Source organism: Nonomuraea sp. NPDC004354 (assembly GCF_053602555.1).
This window is the reverse complement of sequence record NZ_JBSGDV010000005.1, coordinates 112,920-131,143: the sequence shown is the minus strand read 5'-3', so window position 1 is coordinate 131,143 and position 18,224 is coordinate 112,920. Positions and strand designations below refer to the sequence as shown.

Sequence of the window (18,224 nt, the reverse complement as noted above, 5' to 3'; positions counted from 1 at the left end):
ATCCGGCCGGAGACGAACGCGCTCCGGCGTCAGAGGAAAAGACTGCCCGTGGCCATGGAAGCGACACTATCAGCGCCGCGACCTCGGACGACGTAAGGCCGGTCCCCTCCGGGTGAGAGGACCGGCCCGCGTGGCGGCGCGGCGGTCACACCGCCGAGAAGCGGAAGCCGAAGCGCGCCTCCCGCGCCCGCAGCTCGTATCGCGGCAGGACGCCGGGGCCGCACGCCGCGCTGCCGACGCCGTGCTGGGCGTGGTCGAGGTGGACGTGCACCCGCTCCCCCGCCCGCAGGTCCGTCAGGTGGGCGGCGCGCTCCAGCTCGGCGGTGCTCCACCGGCGTGCGGTCAGCCCGAACGCGGGCTCGCCCGCGATGCGCAGGCCCCGGCCCTGGCCGTCGACGAGGATGGCCCACCGCACGTCGGCGCGCTGCCCGTTCTCCTGCGGATACACGTACGGCGTCTGCAGTTCCTCGATCGTGGCGCCGAAGCCGCCGATCCGGGCCGCCAGGCCCGTGTCGGGGTAGGACTCGCCCGGGCCTCTGCCGAACCAGACGACCTCCGACAGGCTCGACGGCAGCGTCATGGCCACGCCGAGCCTCGGCAGCGGCAACGTCCACTCCCCCTCGGGCACCACGTGGACGTCGAGCGCGAGTCCCGCCTCGTCGGCGGTCCACCGGTAGGTGACGCGCATGCCGAGGTCGGTGGCGGCGGGGGCGACGCGGGCGCGGACGGTCAGCGCGTCGTCCTCGTGGGTGACGGCGACGACCCGGTGGGTCAGGCGGTGCAGTCCGAGGCTGCGCCAGTTCCAGTCGAGACCGCCGAAACGCTCGTTGTCGACGGGCGCCCGCCAGAGGTCCAGCCTGGGCCCCTCGACGTCCAGCCCGAACAGCGTGGTCAGCCGTCCTGTCCTCGCCTCGAACACCCCTCCGCCCAGCTCGGCGCTCTCCCCCCGCACCACGAGCTCCGCCCGCCCCGCGGGAGCGGGTCCTTCGCCGCGCCCGGGGGCGGGCGAGCCGTCGCCCACCTTCAGCTCGCTCCAGGCGATCTCGTGTCCCTTCTCCGCCCACGGCAGGTCGGCCGCCAGGACGGCCTGCACGGTCAGCCATACCTCGCCGGGCTCGTCCGTCTCCGGCAGGTCGGGGAGCTTGACCTCGGCCCGCTCCCCTTCGGGCACGTCCAGGACGCCCTCGGCGACCGCAACGCCGCCGGCCGTCAGCGCCCACCAGAACTCCAGCGGGTACGGCACCGCCCGCGTCACGGTCACCGTCCCGTCCGAGAAGGTGACCGTGACGGGCTCGAACACCTTCTTCAGGTCGAGCAGCCCCGGCGACGGCCGGCGGTCGGGGAAGACCAGGCCGTCCACGACGAAGTTCGCGTCGTGCAGCGGCTCGCCGTAGTCGCCGCCGTAGGCGTAGCCGTACTCGTCGTGGGCCAGGCCGTGGTCGATCCACTCCCAGACGAACCCGCCCGCGAGTCTCGGATAGGTGTCGAACAGCTCCTGGTACTCCGCCAGGCCGCCGGGGCCGTTGCCCATCGCGTGGGCGTACTCGCACTGCACGAACGGCATCGCCCTGCGCCGCGCGTCCAGCCCGGGGTCGTCGAGCGGGTCCTCGGCGCCCCGGCCGATCGCCTCCACCTCGGCGTGCGAGGCGTACATCCTGCTGTAGACGTCCACGTCGGCGCACGACGGGTCGCCCTCGTAGTGGATGGGCCGCGACGGGTCACGCTCGCGCGTCCAACCGGCCATGACCGCCATGTTGGCGCCGACGCCCGCCTCGTTGCCGAGCGACCACATGACCACGCTGGGGTGGTTCTTGTCGCGCTCGACCATCCGCTTCATCCGGTCGAGCAGCGCCTCGCTCCAGCGAGGGTCGTCGGTGGGGTTGCCGCGCCAGCCGACCTGCCCGAACCCGTGCGTCTCCAGGTCGCACTCGTCGACCACCCACAGCCCGTACTCGTCGCACAGGTCCAGGAACGCGGGGTGCGGCGGGTAGTGGCTGGTGCGGACGGCGTTGACGTTGTGCCGCTTCATCAGCAGCACGTCCTCGACCATCGTCTCGTACGGCACCGCGCGGCCGTGCCGGGGGTGGAACTCGTGCCGGTTGACGCCCTTGAAGACCAGCGGGACGCCGTTGGCCTTGAGCACGCCGTCCTCGATCGTGATCGTGCGGAAGCCGATGCGCAGCCGTACGGTCTCCTCGGCGGTGGAGAAGACGGCCTCGTACAGGCGGGGCGTCTCGGCCGACCACGGTTGCGCGGCCACGCGCACCTCGGTGCCGGGCGCCAGGTCGGTCACACCCAGCTCAGGGACGGACAGCAGACCCGCGCCCTCGAAGCTGAGCGTGCCGTCGGCGGCGGCGTGCACGAACACGTCAGCGGTGGATCGGGTGAGCGTCACCTCCCTGAAGATTCCGGGCAGCCACCACATGTCCTGGTCCTCGAGATAGCTGGCCGCCGACCACTGGTGCACCCGCACCGCCAGCACGTTGCGCCCCGGCCTGAGGTACGGCCTGGCGTCGAACTCGGCGGGCAGCCTGCTGCCGGTCGTGAAGCCGAGCTCGTGGCCGTTCAGCCAGACCTTGGCGCACGAGTCGACGCCCTCGAACCGCAGCCGCCCGCCGCTCCACCCCTCGGGAAGCTCGAACGCGCGCCGGTAGTCGCCGGTGGGGTTCTCGTCGGGCACGTACGGCGGGTCGACGGGGAAGGGGTAGGAGACGTTGGTGTAGGCCGGGCTGCCGTACCCGTGCAGCGGCCAGTGGGAGGGAACGGGAAGCGTGTCCCAGGCCGCGTCGTCGAAGTCTGGGGCGGCGAAGTCGTCGGGCGCGTCGGCGGTGGCCGACAGGCGGAAGCGCCAGTCACCGTTGAGATCGATCGAAGGGGCGTCGGAGCGGAGCGCGGCACGCGGGTCCAGTCGGCCCGCTCCCGGAGCGAAATCGGCGAAGTACACAAAAACCGATGTTTTCCGAATTAATCACACATGTCCAGACGTTCAGCGGGTCCGGCGACGTCGCGACGGCCCGCCACGCGCGCTCGGTGACGCGTGCCCCTGGACGCGTGCCCCTGGACGCGCCCCGGCCCGGCGCCCAGGGTGGCGGCCGGGTGGGCTCGCCGTACGGGAAGGAAGAGCCGGGGTGGCCGCGCCGTACGGGAGGAAGCACGGCACGGGCGGGCTCGCGGTAGCGGAGAGGACGGCACCGGACGGCCGGACCGGGCAGGCAGGACGGGGGTTCAGTGACGCGGGGGGAGTTCGCCGGAGCCGCGAGGGATCAGGTGGGTGGGGATCTGGGTCTTGGCCGTGCGTGACCGGTCGCCGGCCAGCCGGGACAGCACCAGCGCCGCCGCCGCCGCCCCCATCGCCGCCGGGTCCTGCGCGACGACCGTCAGGGGCGGGTCGAGAACCTCGGCCAGCGGCAGGTCGTCGTAGCCGACCAGGGCCACGTCCTTGCGTCCCGCCCTGGCCAGCCCCACCACCGTCCCGGTGGCGGCGAAGTTGTTGGCCGCGAACAGCGCGGTCGGCGGGTCGGGCAGGCCGAGCAGCCGTTCGGCCGCCGCTGCGGCGGCCGCGGCGGAGTGGCCGGTCTCCACCAGCGCCTTGTCGAACGGCAGGCCGGCCGCCGCCAGCGCCTCCCGGTAGCCCTGCAGGCGTTCGCGCCTGGTGTAGAGCGTCGTGGGCAGGTCGCCGATGAAGCCGATCCTGCGGTGCCCGTGGGCGATGAGGTGGGCGGTGCCGTCGCGCGCCCCCTCCCGGTTGGAGCTGACCACGCAGTCGGCCACCAGCCCCACCGCGGGCCGGTCGAGGAAGACGATGGGCAGCCCGGCTTCGCGTTCGGCGCGCAGGTAGCGGTGGTCGCCGGCCGCCGAGGGCACGACGAGCAGCGCGCTCACCCTGCGGGCCAGGAAGGTGGCCACCAGGGAGCGCTCGAGTTCCCTGGTCTCGCTGGAGGAGCCCACGATCACGGTCAGGCCGCGTTCGCGCACGGCGCTCTCGATGCCGCCCGCGACGGTGCCGAAGAACGGGTTGCCCATGTCGGGGATGACCAGCCCGATCGCCGCGTCCCTCGCGCCGACCCGCATGTTGCGCGCCATCAGGTTGGGCTGGTAGCCGAGCCTGCGCACGACCTCCATGACCCGCGCACGGGTCTCGGGGGCGACGGGGCCGTCCTCGTTGAGGACGCGGGAGACGGTCTTGGCGGTGACGCCGACCTCTCGGGCGACATCGGTCATCGTCGGGCGCCGCGCGCTCGCCATCGAACCTCCCCGTTGTCGTGAACAGGGTAAGGGATCACGACAGGCCGATGGCCTCCGCTGCGTCCTTGTCGGCGATGACCGCCTTGCCCTCGGACACGGTCAGCGCGCCGGTCATGATGGCCACGACCTCGGCCATGCTGTGCTCGCCCGGCTTGAGCTGCGCGACCCTGCGGCCGAGCCGCTGGACGTGGATCCTGTCGGCGATCTCGAAGACGTGCGGCATGTTGTGGCTGATCAGCACGACGGGCAGGCCCCGGTCGCGGACCCTGCGGATCAGGTCGAGCACCTGTCCCGACTCCTTCACCCCGAGGGCTGCGGTGGGCTCGTCCATGACGACCACGTGCGAGGCCCACGCCACCGCTCTGGCGACGGCCACGCCCTGCCGCTGTCCGCCCGACAGCGACTCCACGGGCACGGACAGCGAGCGCAGCCCGATCTTCAGCTCGGCCATGTACTCGGCCGAGGCGGCCCGCATGCGCGGCTTGTCCAGCATCCTGAAGACCTTGCCGAGCACGCCCGGCCTGCGCAGTTCCCTGCCGAGGAACATGTTGGTGGCGATGTCGAGCGAAGCGGCGATGGCCAGGTCCTGGTAGACGGTCTCGATGCCGTGTCTGCGCGCCTCCAGCGGGTCGCCGAAGCGCACCCTTTTCCCGTCGAGCAGGATCTCGCCGGAGTCGGGCTGGATGGCGCCGGTCAGCGCCTTGATGAGGGTGGTCTTGCCGGCGCCGTTGTCGCCGATGACGGCCAGCACCTCGCCCGGCATCAGGTCGAAGTCGGCGCCGTCGAGGGCGGTGACGTGTCCGTAACGCTTGACCAGGCCCCGTGCCTGGAGAACTGCGGTGGTCATCGGGTCCTCCTGCGGGAGAGCTGGTCGACGGCGACCGCGAGGATCACCAGGATGCCGGTGATGAGCGTCTGGTAGATCGACGGGACGCCCATCAGCTGGAGCCCGTTGCGGAACACTCCCACGATCAGCGCGCCGATGAGCGTGCCCAGGACCTGTCCGCGCCCGCCGAACAGGCTCGTGCCGCCGAGCACGACCGCGGTGATGCTGTCGAGGTTGTCGGTCTGCCCCGCCTGGGGGTCGCCCACGCCGGTGCGGGAGACCAGCAGGAGGGCGGCGATGCCGTACACGAGGCCGGCGAGGCTGTAGACGCCCACGGTCAGCCGGTCGGTGCGGATGCCGGTGAGCCTGGCGATCTCCGGGCTGTTGCCGAGGGCGTAGACGTGCCTGCCCCACGCGGTGTGCCCCAGCAGGTAGGCGAACAGCAGGAAGAGCGCGATGGTGAGCACCGAGCCGTAGGTGACGCGGGTGTCGCCGAGCTGGAAGGTCTGGCCGAGGAAGGTCAGCTCGGGCGGCAGCCCGGTGACCGTCTGGTCCTGGGAGTAGATGTGGGTGAGGGCGAAGACCACGTTCAGCATGCCGAGCGTGACGATGAACGGCGGCAGCACGATCTTCGTCACCAGCAGCCCGTTGATCAGGCCGAACGCGGCGCAGACGGCCAGGCCCGCGCCGATCGCCACCAGCGGCGGGATGGACAGGGACAGCTTGGCCATCACGATGCCGCCGAAGGCCATGATCGCCCCGTTCGACAGGTCGATGCCCGCGGTGAGGATGATCAGCGTCTGGCCGATGGCCAGCGTGCCGACGACCATGACCTGCTGGATGATGAGCGAGAAGTTGCCTCCGGTGAGGAACTGCTCGCTGTTCAGCGAGAAGAAGGCGCAGGCCAGTATCAGCGCGGCCAGCGGCCCCGCCGTCGGTGTGGTCAGGATCCTGCGCGGCAGGCTCGCTTCGGTAACGGCCATGTCAGCCCCAGCAGTTGGCCAGGCCGTAGGCGGTGTCCTTGGCGTCCACCCCGGCGACCGGCTTGTCGGTGATGAGGGTGACCCCCGTGTCGGTGTACCCGCTGGGCTTGTTCCCACTCTTGGCGAAGTCGGTGACGGCCTTGACCCCCATCTCGGCCATCTTCAGCGGGTACTGCTGGGAGGTGGCGCCGATCCAGCCGTTCTGCACGGCCTTGACACCGGTGCAGCCGCCGTCGACGGAGACCACGAGCACGTTCTTGTCGACGCCCTTGGCCTTCAGCGCCGTGTGCGCGCCCAGCGCGGCGGGCTCGTTGATGGTGTAGACGAGGTTGATGTCGGGCGCCTTCTGCAGGCAGTTCTCCATGGCCGTCTGGCCCTTGGCCTGGTCGCCCTGGGTGTCCTGCGAGCACACGATCGACGGGTCGCCCTCGGCGACGCCGAAGCCCTTGAGGAAGCCGTCGTGGCGCAGCTTGCCGACGGTGATGCCGGGAGCCAGGTCCAGGGTGGCGATCTTGGCGGCCTTGCCGGCCATCGCGGCCTTGGCGTACGCGCCGATCAGCTCGCCGGCCTTGAAGTTGTCGGTGGCGAACAGCGCGTCGGTGGCGTCCTGCGGGTCGGTCGGGGTGTCGAGGGCGATGACCAGCACGCCCGCGTCCCTGGCCTTCTTGATGGCGGGCACGATGGCCTTGGTGTCGCTCGGCGTGATGAGGATGCCCTTGACGCCCGCGGCGACCATGTTCTCGATGGCGGTGATCTGGCTGGCGTTGTCGCCGTCGAACTTGCCCGCGGCGCTTATGAGCTGGGCGCCCTGGGCCTTGGCCGCTGCGGTGGCGCCCACCTTCATCTTGACGAAGAAGGGGTTGGTCTCGGTCTTGGTGATGAGGCCGACCTTGACGGGCTCCGAAGCCGAGCCGGACGTGGTGCCGCCGCCGCATCCGGCGGTGAGAAGGGTAGCGGCCGAGAGGCCTGCGATGAGTCGCTTCATGGCGGGTGTTCCTCACATGAGCTGGGCGGACCCGGTGTCATCGTTGACATATGTCAACGTTGACATCCGCTGTGCTGCGATGATGAACTCCGTTTCGGGAAACGTCAATGCCCCCCGCCCGTAACGAAACGGCAACAGCGGAAAGGCAGGCACATGATCGCCGTCCTGGGTGAGTGCGTCGCCGACGCCTTCGCCGGCAAACGTCCGGGCGAGCTGATGTTGCGGGTGCTGCCCGGTGGCGGGCCCGCCAACACCGCGGTCGCCCTGGCCCGCCTCGGCACGCCGGCCGGCTTCCTCGGCCGGCTGTCGGACGACGTGTTCGGCGAGCTGTTCCGCGAGCGGATGGCCGCCTCCGGCGTGGACCTGTCGGCGTGCGTGCCGGCCCGCGAGCCCAGCACGCTGGCCGTCGCGACCCTGGACGCCCACGGGCAGGCGCGCTACACCTTCCACGCCGAGGGCACCGCCGACTGGCAGTGGAGCGCCGCCGAGCTGTCGGCCGACCGGCTGGACGGCGCGTCCTGCCTGCACACCGGCTCGCTGGCGCTGGTCAGGGAACCGGGAGCGAGCGCGGTCGCCGACTTCGCCGCGCGCGCCGCCGCGACGGCGACCGTCTCGATCGACCCCAACGTACGGCCCAGCCTGGCCTCGCGCGAGGACTACCTGAGCCGGATGCCGCGGTGGTGCGAGCTGGCCGACATCCTCAAGCTCAGCGCGGACGACGTGGCGTTCCTGCTGCCCGGCGCCTCGGTGGCCGAGGCGTGCGCGCTCTGGCACACGTGGGGGGCCCGGCTCGTGGTGGTGACCATGGGAGCCGAGGGGGCGCTGGTGTCGCTGGACGGGGAGACAGCGGCCCCGACAGCAGGCCCCACAGCAGGTCCGGCAGCGGGCCCGACAGGGGTGCAGACAGCAGGTCCGACAGCGGTGCAGACAGCGGCCCCGACAGCGGCCCCGACAGTGGTCCCGACTGCGGCGCAGACGGCGACGGTGCCGGCGGTGCCCGTCGAGGTGGTGGACACGGTGGGCGCGGGCGACTCGTTCACGGCGGGCCTGCTGCACCGGCTGGAGAGCAGGGGGCTGCTGGGCGGGCGGCTGGAGCGGCTCGACCTGGCCGCAGCGGCCGAGGCCGCGGCGTTCGGCGCCAGGGTGGCGGCGCTGACCTGCGCCGTGCCGGGCGCCGACCCGCCGTGGGCCGACCAGCTCGCCCAGCCGGACGCCTGACCCGGAGCCGGGATGGCGGCGGAGGGACTGCCCCTGCCCCGGGCGGGCCACCGCGGCGGCCCGCCCGGCGGCACGGCCGACCGTGACAGCCGACGCCGGGCGGCCCGGGGTGACGGCCGGCGGTGGTGGCCGGACGCGGAAGGCGCCCGCCTCCCGGTGGGGAAGCGGGCGCCTCAGGGTGCGAGGGTCAGGCGGCGGCGCTGGACGCGGTGGCGACCGTTGCCTCCTTGGTGACCCCGTTCACCGTGACCGCCACCAGCACCTGCCCGCGCCGTAGCGCGGTCAGCGTCCCGGTCGCCGGGTCAAGCGAGGCGACGTGCCAGGGCCTGGCCTTCGACAGCGGCCCGATGTGCAGGTTCGGCGAGCCGGACCACTCGGCCGACACCGGGTAGGCCACGGGGACCGTCCGGTCGTCCTGGGTCAGCGACGCCTTCACCGTCGCGGGCGATCCCACGGAGACCGACGCGGGCGCGGTCAGCGTCAGCGTGTCCACGTGCGGACGCACCTGGGTGCCGATCCAGCTGGGCGCGTCGACGAACCAGTTGCGCCTGACGTGCTCGGCCTCCTTCGGCGTGACCGGGTCGACGCCCCACAGCGACCACCCGGTGAACCCGCCGTCGTCGGCGGCGGTGGCCGGGTTCTTGCCCGAGTTGCCGTTGATGAAGTACGGCACCGCGTCGACGCGAGCGGCGTTGAACGTCCCGACGTGCGCCCCGATGTAGGCGGCGCCCTTGCCCGTCGTCCGCTGGAAGTCGGCCAGCCATCCTTCGACGAGGGCCGTCTCCTTCCGGTCGCCGAGCTGGCTGCCCTTGCCGGGCGTCGGGTCGCGCGGCGGCACGTGGAACAGCACGACCACCGACCCCACGTTCCCGTCCCCGGCCGCCGCGGTGAGCTGGTCGCGCAGCAGCTCGATCTGCTCGAAGCCGCCGCCGCGCAGGTTGAGCCGCGAGGTGTCGAGGGTGATGAACCTGGTCCCCTTGTGGTCGAAGACCTTGGAGGTGTCGCCGAACACCGCCCGGAAGTTGTCGATCTTGCCGCCCATCACCTCGTGGTTGCCGGGCACGTAGTGGTACGGCAGGCTCCCGCCCAGCTCCTCGTCGAGGATCCGCTTCGCCAGCGCGAAGTCCTCGGGCGAGGCCTCGTCCACCAGGTCGCCGTTGATCAGCAGGAAGTCGGGCTTGGCGGCCTTGAGCTCGCGCAGCGTCCTGCGCGCGTTCTTGACGATGTCGCTGTCGGGCTGCCGGGCCACGAACTGGGCGTCCGACATCACCGCGAACCGCCACGGCATGGCGGTGACCGACGGCTTCACCACCGGGTCGCTCACCCGGGCGGCGGGCGGCGCCTGCACCGAGGGAGGCACCCTGGCCACCAGCCCGTCGATGGTGATCGCGTTGGTGTACGTGGCGTCGGCCCTGGTCTCGGCGACGTAGAAGCGGCGCAGCTTGAGCGGGTAGCTCACCCCGGGCGGCACCGTGAACTCGACGTACTTCCAGCCGCTCCAGGTCAGGTACGGCCCGCGCAGGATCTGCGACTGCCCCTGGGAGTCGTAGAACTCCAGGCTGGGCCACTCGCCCTTGCCGGCGGAGTTGATCCACAGCCCGAACGCCTGCGGCTGGCCGGGGATCACGATCTGCTGGGGCGGCGAGGCGTAGGCGGCGCGGGTGGCGGTCGACTGGGTGAAGTCGTAGGTGAGCTTCAGCCCGCCGCCGCTCTGCCCCTGGCCGGCGGCCAGCGAGCCGGTGGCCCTGGCCGCGGCGAACGTCCACGAGCCGGCGTTCTCGAAGTCGGCGACGGCGACGTCCTCGAACCCGACGGTCACCGGCACGGCGGCGCTCACCGCGCCCACCCGCGCGGTGATCAGGCCCGATCCGGTGCCCTTGAGCGCCTTGACGGTGAAGAACCCGTGCGGGGCGGGCTTCACCTCGAGCAGCGAGGTGTCGTAGTCGAGCTTCACGTCGCCCGGCTCGATGGGCGCGGAGTTGCCGTTGCGGTCGTAGCCGACGACGCCGAAGCTGCCCGTGGCGTCGGCCGCCGCCAGACCCACCCGGTCGGTGGTGACACCGAGGCGGGCCAGCGGCTGCAGGACGGTCAGGTCCAGGGTGCCCTTGGCCGCGCCGTGCCTGGCCGTGACCGTGGTCTGCCCGGGGACCCAGGCGTGGAAGACGCCCTCCTTGGAGACGCGGCCGTGCACGGAGGTCGAGGTCTGCCACGAGGGCGCGCCCTCGGCCGGGCCGTACGTCTCGTCGTATCCGGCGGCGGTCAGCCGCCTGGTGAGCCCGGGGAAGACGCGGTCGGGACGGCCGCCGGCGACCGGTCCGACGCCGGGCGCCTTGGCGGGGTCGCTGGCGGTCTCCAGCCAGAAGCCCTTCAGCTCGCCGCTGCCCTGCGGGGCGTAGAGGGCCAGGCCGTTGGGGACGTGCCGCTCGCCGCCGTCGGAGGGGCTGTTCTCCACCTGGACGTCGGCGCTGCCGGGCTCGCGGGCGAGCATGGTGGAGGAGCCGCCGCCGTCGAGTTCGAGCGCGTTGTGGGCGCCCAGCTCGACCAGGAGCGCGGCCATCTCGCGCAGCGTCAGGCCGCGGCTGTCGGCCTGACGGCCGTCCACGGTGAGCAGGTACATCTTCCTGCCGTCGGCGGAGAAGCCGACCGCGGTGCGGGGGTGGCTGTCGGTGTCGGTGAACGGCTGCGCCTTGCCGTCCTTGACCAGGACGTTCCTGCCGCCGAGCGCGGTCTGGACGGCGCCGCCGTCGGAGGGCTTGGGCTGGTACTTCACCTCGACCCGGTCGCCCACCTTGAGCTGGGCCAGCGCGTCGGCGCCCGCCTCGCGGCCGAGCAGGACGGTGGTCCCGGCGGGGATGGGGCCCTGGCCTGCGCCGGTGCGCACCTCGGTGACGGCTCCGTCCACGAGCACCACCTCGGTGACCTTGGCGGAGTCGGAGCGCCGGTAGGAGCCCCACAGCGGGGTGAACAGGCCCACCCCGCCGGTCTGGACGAGCTGGTTGAACTGGGTGAGCGTGATCGGTGCGCCGCCCGCGGGCGTGGCGGTGCCGTCGAAGTGCATCTGCAGGACTCGGCCGACGCCCTCGTTGAGGGCGATCGCGTTGTTCCAGCCCTGGACGGGCGACTGGACGAGCGCGCCGTCCTTCACGCCGACGCCGAGCGCCGCGCCCGAGCGGTTGATGTCGAAGAAGTCGCCGTTGACGGCGGCCACCGCGCGGGCGCGATCGGCGGGCCCCGACAGCGGCTCGGTCTTCGACACCTCGCCCGAGTTGAGATAGCCGGTGGTGACGCCGCCCGACAGGTCGGCCGACAGTGCGTCGGCGCGCAGCCAGCCTGCCGCGTCGAAGCGGTCGAAGGAGGTGAGCGTGAGGCCCGGCGCGACGGGCCGGACCTTCTTGGCCGTCTCCAGCGACCGGCTCGCGGGGGCGTTGAGCAGGAGGGTGGAGTCGGAGCTGTAGGACGACGCGGGAGGCGCGTCCTCTGCGGGAGCGGGGGGATCGGCCTGCGCCGGGCTGGCCAGAAGCCCTAAGGCCAGCGCGGCGGACGCCATGAAGCGGAGGGTCTGCACGACGGCACTCAATCGTGCCATGGTGACAAGTTTCAAGACTTAGTCATGAACTAAAAGAAAATTTCAGATCTTGTCTCGTCCCGTCCGGCCCCTGCACGATGGGGCGCGTGGACCTCGACGCGTTCTACCGCGATCCCCATCCTGTCTACACCATCGCCAGGCGGACGCCGGGTCTGACGTTCGTCCCCGAGCTCGGGGCGTGGCTCGTCGCCCGCCACGCGGACGTGCGCGAGGCGCTGAGCAGGCCGGACCTCTTCTCCTCCGCGGGAGCGCTGCGGCCCGACCAGGTGCCGGGGCAGGAGGCGCTGGCCGAGCTGGCCAAGGGATTCCTGCAGACGAGGACCGTGCTCAGCACCGACGGCGAGGCCCACCAGCGCTACCGGCGGCCGATCTCGCGCGGGCTGTCCCCCGCGCGGGTCGCGGCGGCCCTGCCGTACGTCACCGGGAGGGTCCACGCGCTGCTGGACGCCTTCCCCGACGACGGGCCGGTGGAGTGGATGGCGGCCTACGCCAGGCCGCTGCCGGCCGAGGTCTTCGGCCACCTGTTCGGCCTCGACCCGGCCGACGTGCACCCTGCCGTCGAGGCGGGCAGGCAGGCCGAGGCGCTGCTGTTCCGGCCGCTCTCGCCCGCCGGGCAGGCAGGCGCGGCCCGCGCGACCGTCGGGCTCCAGCACCTGCTCCACGGCTACGCGCTGCGCGAGCCCGGCGACGACCTCGTGGGCGAGATGGTCAGGGCGCTGACCAGGGACGACCCGCACGAGCTGGTCTCCAACCTGCAGAACCTGCTGCTGGCGGGGCACCTGACCACCAGTGCCCTGCTCGGCACGCTGGTGCTGAACCTGCTACGCCACCGCGAGCAGTGGGAGCTGCTGTGCGAGCGGCCGGCCCTCATCCCCGCCGCGATCGAGGAGGGCGCCAGGTTCGAGGCCCCCGTCCAGGGCTTCCGCCGTACGGTCACCAGGCCCTGCACCCTCGCAGGCCACGAGCTGAAGGAGGGCGAGCAGATCTTCGTCTCCTACGGCTCGGCCGGCCGCGACGAGGCGGTCTTCGACCGCGCCGGCACCTTCGACATCACCCGCGAGCCGCTCAGGCACCTGTCGTTCGGTCACGGCGCGCACGCCTGCCCCGGCGCGCAGCTGGCCCGCGAGCAGGTCCGCCTCACACTGGAGCAGCTCACGGCCAGGTACCCGGGCCTCAGGCTGGCCGACAGCGAGGTCGCGATGCTGCCGACCCTCATCCACCGCTCCCCCGAAGCCGTCCATCTCACCTGGTGAGCGCCGACATCCGCCGCTTGCCGTGTGTCTCAACCTCTGGCTTTCGGGCAGACGTGAACGCAGACTGAAAGGGCAGATCAGCGCAGAACGCGTGGAGCAGCCGTGGACACTCTGTACGATCACATGCCGATCCTGTCGCGAGGCAGGCACCGTAACCCGCGCAAGGGCGCCTGCTTCATGGAGCTGGCCTCCTATCTGGCGGGCGAGCGGTGGAGCGACCATCCCGCGTGCACGCACCCCCTGCTCGCGGGCCTGGCCCGCCTGGTCAACGACCACACCACCGACGAGAACAGGAGCAAGCTGGTCCCGCTCGTCCCCTCGATCATCGGGCTGACCGGTGACGACCTGCGGATCGATGCCAGGCTGGCCCTGCGCGCCGCGACCACCGCCCTGCCCATAGCGGCCGCCGAGCGGCAGCTCGCGCTGGCCGTCTCGGTGCTGGCCGCCGAGGAGATGCTGGCCAGGCTGGACGGCCGTCCCGCGGGGCTGGAGGAGCGCAGCAGGCGGGCCTTCGCCCAGGCGCCGCACGCGGCCGAGTCGGCCAGGCGCTTCAGCCGCGCCGCGAAGATCACCGACAAGGGCTTCCGCAGGTACGCGGCGCCGAACGCGGTGCAGCTCGCCGTCGTGGGCATCGCGCAGGCCTGCGTGCCGGATCCCGACTCGATCCTGCGCGAGCTCCTGGCCGGCGCGATCGCCGAGTGCGACGCGATGATCCCGAGGGATCAGCGCCGGCCGGCCAGCGTGACACCGGCCAGCACCGCCACCGCGACCGCCAGCGCCGCGGGCGGGCCCACGTGGAAGTGAAGCAGCCCGCCGCACAACGCGCCGCCGCACATCCCGAACACTGAGACGAGCCGGCGCCGGGCGGCGGTCCCCGGCGCCTCGCTGGCCAGTCCGGTGATGGTGGTCGTGAGCACCGTGGTCGTCATGTCGGGGACGGCCAGCTTGCGCACGATCGCGTTCTGCATGCCCATGCCACCGGCCAGCAGCGAGATGAGCGCGATCTGGGCGCCGTCGCCCCGGTGACCGAACAGCAGCGAGACCGCCAGCGCCAGCGCCACGAGCGTCAGGTGGACGGCCGTGACGGGGGTGAAGGCCCGCTCGACGGCCGAGCGGGCGATCAGCCGCCCCGCCGTCCAGGCCCCGGCCATGAACGCCCCGATCGCCAGCAGCGACCACCACAGCGACAGCTGCCGCGCGCCCGCCAGCGCGAAGCCGACGAAGACCACGTTGCCCGTCATGTTGGCGACGAAGACCCTGCTCAGCCCCAGGAAGCTGACGGCGTCGACGAGACCGGTGACGAACGTCAGGGGGATGAGCAGGGCCGGCAGGACGCCGTGCCGGTCGGTGTCGCCGGGCAGCAGCCAGGTGGCGACGCGGCGCAGCACGGGAGCTACGGCCGGGTCGAGGTGGCCGGCCGCAGGCCCGGGACGATCATCGCCGCCCCTTCCGCCAGTGCTTCACGATGGTCCTGATCGTCAGCAGGAGCACGACGGCGACGACCTGGCCGCCGACCACGATGCGGTTGACGTCGACGGCGGGCCGCCAGGTGACCTCGCCGTTCCTGATGACGTACACGCCCGCGGGGGTGGCGCCGAGGCCGTAGCCGCCGCCCGAGCCCTGGCGCGGCTGCTCGCCCTCCTGCTTGCCGCCGCCGCCCCCGCCGCCCTGGGCCACCTTGGCGACGGGGATGACCGTCACGTCACCGTTGGTGACCGGCTCGCCGAAGACGCGCCGGACGGTGGCGGCGTCTTTCGTCTTCTCCACCAGTTCCATCATGTCCATGAGGTCATCTATATCCATTGACCCGGCGCAGGACCACCATCTCGCTGCGGTAGTCGGGGCCGTTCATGAACCAGGTGGGCAGGGCCAGGCCGTGCGACATGAGCGTCTGGCCGTGCAGGCGCCCGCCCGAGGCGTCCTCGTAGACGGCCGACGGGTCCAGGCCCGCCAGCCGTACCCGGCGGGGCGGCTGCTTCGACAGCGCGAACGGGTGGTAGGCGAGCACCACCACGGTGTCCTCGTGGACGTACTGCACGGCCGAGGCGGTCACGCCGGGGGTGCCGGCGAGGCGGTGCAGGCGGCCGTGCTGGATGACCGGGCGCACCGCCTTGTAGGCCGCGATCAGCTCGCGGGCCTGGTCCAGCTCGGCGGCCGACCACCTGGTCAGGTCGCCGCCGATGCCGAGCACGCCCGCCATGGCCACGTGGAAGCGGTAGGCGAGCGGCACCTCGCGCCTGGTGTGCGGGTTCGGGCTGTCGGTGACCCAGGCCGACATCGTCCCCGCCGGGTAGAGGTAGGAGTAGCCGTCCTGGATGGCCTGGCGGTCGCGGGCGTCGGTGTTGTCGGAGGTCCACATCTCGTCCGTGCGGCGCATGATCCCGAAGTCGACGCGGCCGCCGCCGCCCGAGCACGACTCGATGCGCAGCCCCGGATGGCGCTCGCGCAGGGTGTCCATGACCTCGTAGACGCCGCGGGTGTGCTCGATCCACAGCAGGTCGGCCCGCTCCCCCGCCTCGGTCCAGCCCGCCTGGGTGAAGCTGCGGTTCATGTCCCACTTGAAGTAGTCGAGCCCGTACTCCGACACCAGCCCCGACAGCCAGCCGACCGCCCAGGCCCGCACGTCCGGCCTGCCGTAGTTGAGCACGAGCTGGTTGCGCAGCGTGTCGCGGCGCCGGTCCTGGTAGTGCAGCACCCAGTCGGGGCGCTCGCGGTAGAGGTCGCTGTCGGGGTTGACCATCTCGGGCTCGACCCAGAGACCGGCCCGCATGCCGAGCTCGCGAACGGTGTCGAACAGCTTGGTCAGGCCCTGCGGGAAGCGGTCGGGGTTCGGCCACCAGTCGCCCAGGCCGCGCTTGTCGTCGGTGCGGGCGCCGAACCAGCCGTCGTCCACCACGAACAGCTCCACGCCCAGGTCGGCGGCCCTGCGGGCGAGCTCGATCTGGCCGTCCTCCCGCACGTCGAACCAGGTGGCCTCCCACGAGTTGTACAGGACGGGCCGCTCCTCGAACGGCGTGGGCAGGACGTGGTGGCGGGCGTAGTCGTGCCAGGCCCTGCTGGCCGCGCCGTACCCGCCGTCGCTGTAGAGGCCCAGCGCCGGCGGCGTCACGAGGCTCTCGCCCGGCTCCAACACCCACGCGGGGCCGTCGTGGCCGAAGCCGGTGGTGACGGCGACGTCGCCCTCGGGACGGCGCTGCGCGGTCAGCCGCCACGAACCGCTCCACGCCAGCGCGACCGTCCACACCTCGCCCCGTTCCTCGGTCGCGTCACCGGCGTCGATCATGATCCAGGGGTTGGCGCGGTGCGAGGTGGTGCCCGTCCTGCTGGTGAACGTGGTCTCGCCGACCGGCAGCTCGGCCCGGTGCAGCTGGGTCTCCCCTGCCCAGGCGCCCGCGACGCCGGTGTAGCGATAGCCCGCCTGCTCGGGGACGACCCAGCTGCCCGAGTCGACCCGGCCGAGCCGTACGGCGTGGGCGCCCTCGTTGGCGAGGCTCACCCAGCGCTCGACGACCTCCCCTGCCACCTTCACGTGCAGGCCCACCCGCAGCCCCAGCGGGTCGCGCAGCACCAGCTCGACCTCGGTGTCCGACAGCACCGCCTCGGCGAACGACAGCTCGACCGAGCGGACCCCGCCGGCGTACGTGGCCTGCAACGACGGCACCCCCCAGCGGCGGCCGCCCTCGACGGGAAGCAGCTCGTCGATGTCGCGGGGGTCGTGGAAGCCCGAGCCGACCCGCCTCGGCACCTGCCCGACGACCTCGGCCAGCGCCTCCTCCGGCAGCCGCGGCCCCCAGTACCACTGCACGACCCGCGTGTCCTCACCCGCCGCCTCGACGCCGAACACGTACGCGGAGGTCGCCGTGAGAGCCGCCCAGGCGCGGTCACCAACCGAGAGTATATTCACACTAGACACAAACCCCATGAGAGCAGATCGCCTCCTTCGTCGCCAGAGGGGAAGTTTCGTTCACTCCATGAATCTCTCTCCCGCCGCGCGGGCCGTCTTCGTCGAACTGCTCCTGCACGGCCCGCTCTCCAGAGCCGAGGCGGCCCGGCGGCTCGACCTGTCGCCCTCGGTGCTGACCAAGCTGACCAGGCCGCTTCTCCAGGCCGGGTACCTGGTGGAGGAGCCGGGGCCCGCCGGTGTCCCCGGCCGCCCGTCCGTGCCGCTGCGGGTCGAGCGCTCGCGCCGCGCGTACGTGGGGATCAAGCTGACCGAGACGGAGCTGTTCGCGGTGCGCACCGACATGGGGGCGGCGGTCACCGCGGAGGTGCGCATGCCGCTCGACGGGCACGACGTGACGCCGGTGGTCGGCCGGATCGCCGACGCGGTGGCGGTCCTGTCCGCGGGCGGTCCGCCCGCGGCGGTGGGCGTCAGCCTGGCCGGGACGGCGTCGCGGGCGGACGCGGTCGTCCACCGCTCGCCGTTCCTGGGCTGGCACGACGTTCCGCTGGCCGCGCTGGTGAGCGCGGCGACCGGGCTGCCCGCCGTCCTGGAGAACGACGTGCGCGCCCTGACGGCGGCCGTGCACTGGTTCGGCGCGGCCGCAGGGCACCGGACGTTCGCGCTGGTCACCGTGGGCGAGGGGCTCGGCTGCGGGATCGTCGTCGACGACCGCCTGGTGACCGGCACGGCGGGCGTCAGCGGGCAGATCGGGCACCTGGCCGTCGACGAGGGCGGGCCGATCTGCGAGCGCGGGCACCGCGGCTGCGCCCGCGCCTACCTCGCCGCGCCGGCCATCAGGCGCTCGGCCAGGGCGGCGCTCGACCGCCCCCGGCTCACCTTCGAGCAGGCGCTCGAGCTGGCCCGCTCCGGCGACCTGGTGGCGCGGCGGATCTTCGACGAGGCGGGGCGGGCACTGGGCCGGATCGTGGCCACGATCGCGAACCTGATCGGGCCCGAGGTGGTGGTGCTGTCCGGGGAGACGGTGCACATGCACGCGGTGTGCGCGCCGGCGTTCGAGGCGGCGCTGGCCGAGCACACGCACTGGACGAGCGACCCGGTGGAGGTGCGGGTGCAGCCGTTCGCGTTCACCGAGTGGGCGCGGGGGGCGGCGGTGATGGCCCTCAGGCACGACCTCGGCGTCCCCTGACGCGCGCGCCCGCGCCGCCCGTCACGGGCCCGTCATGT

Annotated in this window: 13 protein-coding genes; 4 read left to right on the top strand and 9 right to left on the bottom strand. The window is 72.6% G+C overall.

All coding sequences use genetic code 11. The features are described from left to right. Positions 1–145: 145 nt before the first annotated feature. From ACWENQ_RS17865 to ACWENQ_RS17845, 5 genes are all read right to left on the bottom strand, one after another. Positions 146–2,944, bottom strand: coding sequence for a glycoside hydrolase family 2 TIM barrel-domain containing protein (locus tag ACWENQ_RS17865; RefSeq protein ID WP_452415149.1), 2,799 nt, complete (start codon positions 2,942–2,944; stop codon positions 146–148). Between the two features lie 281 nt (positions 2,945–3,225). Next, entirely contained in the window at positions 3,226–4,245 is a 1,020-nt protein-coding gene (locus ACWENQ_RS17860) for a LacI family DNA-binding transcriptional regulator (protein WP_452415148.1), read from the bottom strand. Between the two features lie 34 nt (positions 4,246–4,279). After that, positions 4,280–5,092, bottom strand: a complete 813-nt coding sequence (locus ACWENQ_RS17855; protein ID WP_449922587.1) for an ATP-binding cassette domain-containing protein — start codon at positions 5,090–5,092, stop codon at positions 4,280–4,282. Next, positions 5,089–6,054 carry an ABC transporter permease gene (locus tag ACWENQ_RS17850; RefSeq protein ID WP_449922589.1) on the bottom strand — a complete coding sequence of 322 codons (966 nt, stop codon included), beginning with the start codon at positions 6,052–6,054 and terminating at the stop codon, positions 5,089–5,091. Before ACWENQ_RS17850 ends, ACWENQ_RS17855 begins: the two co-directional genes overlap by 4 nt. A 1-nt stretch (position 6,055) precedes the next feature. Next, a complete protein-coding gene (locus tag ACWENQ_RS17845) occupies positions 6,056–7,039 on the bottom strand; it encodes a substrate-binding domain-containing protein (protein WP_452415146.1) in 984 nt (327 codons plus the stop codon). A 153-nt stretch (positions 7,040–7,192) separates the two neighbouring features. Between ACWENQ_RS17845 and ACWENQ_RS17840 the strand changes: the two genes are divergently transcribed. Next, complete coding sequence (locus ACWENQ_RS17840) at positions 7,193–8,257, top strand: PfkB family carbohydrate kinase (RefSeq protein ID WP_452415145.1); 1,065 nt, start codon at positions 7,193–7,195, stop codon at positions 8,255–8,257. Positions 8,258–8,444: 187 nt separating this feature from the next. On the opposite strand, the gene ACWENQ_RS17835 is transcribed toward ACWENQ_RS17840, so the two are convergent. Beyond that, on the bottom strand, positions 8,445–11,843 hold the full coding sequence (locus ACWENQ_RS17835) for a phosphodiester glycosidase family protein (protein ID WP_452415144.1): 3,399 nt from the start codon (positions 11,841–11,843) through the stop codon (positions 8,445–8,447). Between the two features lie 86 nt (positions 11,844–11,929). Here ACWENQ_RS17835 and ACWENQ_RS17830 point away from each other — a divergent pair, with 86 nt between their 5' ends. Beyond that, positions 11,930–13,096 carry a cytochrome P450 gene (locus tag ACWENQ_RS17830; RefSeq protein WP_449922597.1) on the top strand — a complete coding sequence of 389 codons (1,167 nt, stop codon included), beginning with the start codon at positions 11,930–11,932 and terminating at the stop codon, positions 13,094–13,096. A gap of 102 nt (positions 13,097–13,198) precedes the next feature. Then, positions 13,199–13,900 carry a hypothetical protein gene (locus tag ACWENQ_RS17825; RefSeq protein WP_449922598.1) on the top strand — a complete coding sequence of 234 codons (702 nt, stop codon included), beginning with the start codon at positions 13,199–13,201 and terminating at the stop codon, positions 13,898–13,900. On the opposite strand, the gene ACWENQ_RS17820 is transcribed toward ACWENQ_RS17825, so the two are convergent. Genes ACWENQ_RS17820 through ACWENQ_RS17810 form a run of 3 tightly spaced genes read right to left on the bottom strand, consistent with a single transcriptional unit; the run spans position 13,819 to position 17,009 of the window. After that, positions 13,819–14,484, bottom strand: coding sequence for a YoaK family protein (locus ACWENQ_RS17820; protein WP_452415142.1), 666 nt, complete (start codon positions 14,482–14,484; stop codon positions 13,819–13,821). The genes ACWENQ_RS17825 and ACWENQ_RS17820 overlap by 82 nt on opposite strands. A 46-nt stretch (positions 14,485–14,530) precedes the next feature. Further along, positions 14,531–14,881: a GerW family sporulation protein gene (locus ACWENQ_RS17815; protein WP_452415140.1), complete on the bottom strand. Its 351-nt coding sequence runs from the start codon at positions 14,879–14,881 to the stop codon at positions 14,531–14,533. A gap of 4 nt (positions 14,882–14,885) precedes the next feature. Beyond that, positions 14,886–17,009, bottom strand: coding sequence for an alpha-galactosidase (locus ACWENQ_RS17810; protein ID WP_452415139.1), 2,124 nt, complete (start codon positions 17,007–17,009; stop codon positions 14,886–14,888). 58 nt (positions 17,010–17,067) lie between these two features. Here ACWENQ_RS17810 and ACWENQ_RS17805 point away from each other — a divergent pair, with 58 nt between their 5' ends. Further along, positions 17,068–18,186 carry an ROK family transcriptional regulator gene (locus ACWENQ_RS17805; protein ID WP_452415137.1) on the top strand — a complete coding sequence of 373 codons (1,119 nt, stop codon included), beginning with the start codon at positions 17,068–17,070 and terminating at the stop codon, positions 18,184–18,186. The last annotated feature ends 38 nt before the right edge of the window (positions 18,187–18,224 follow it).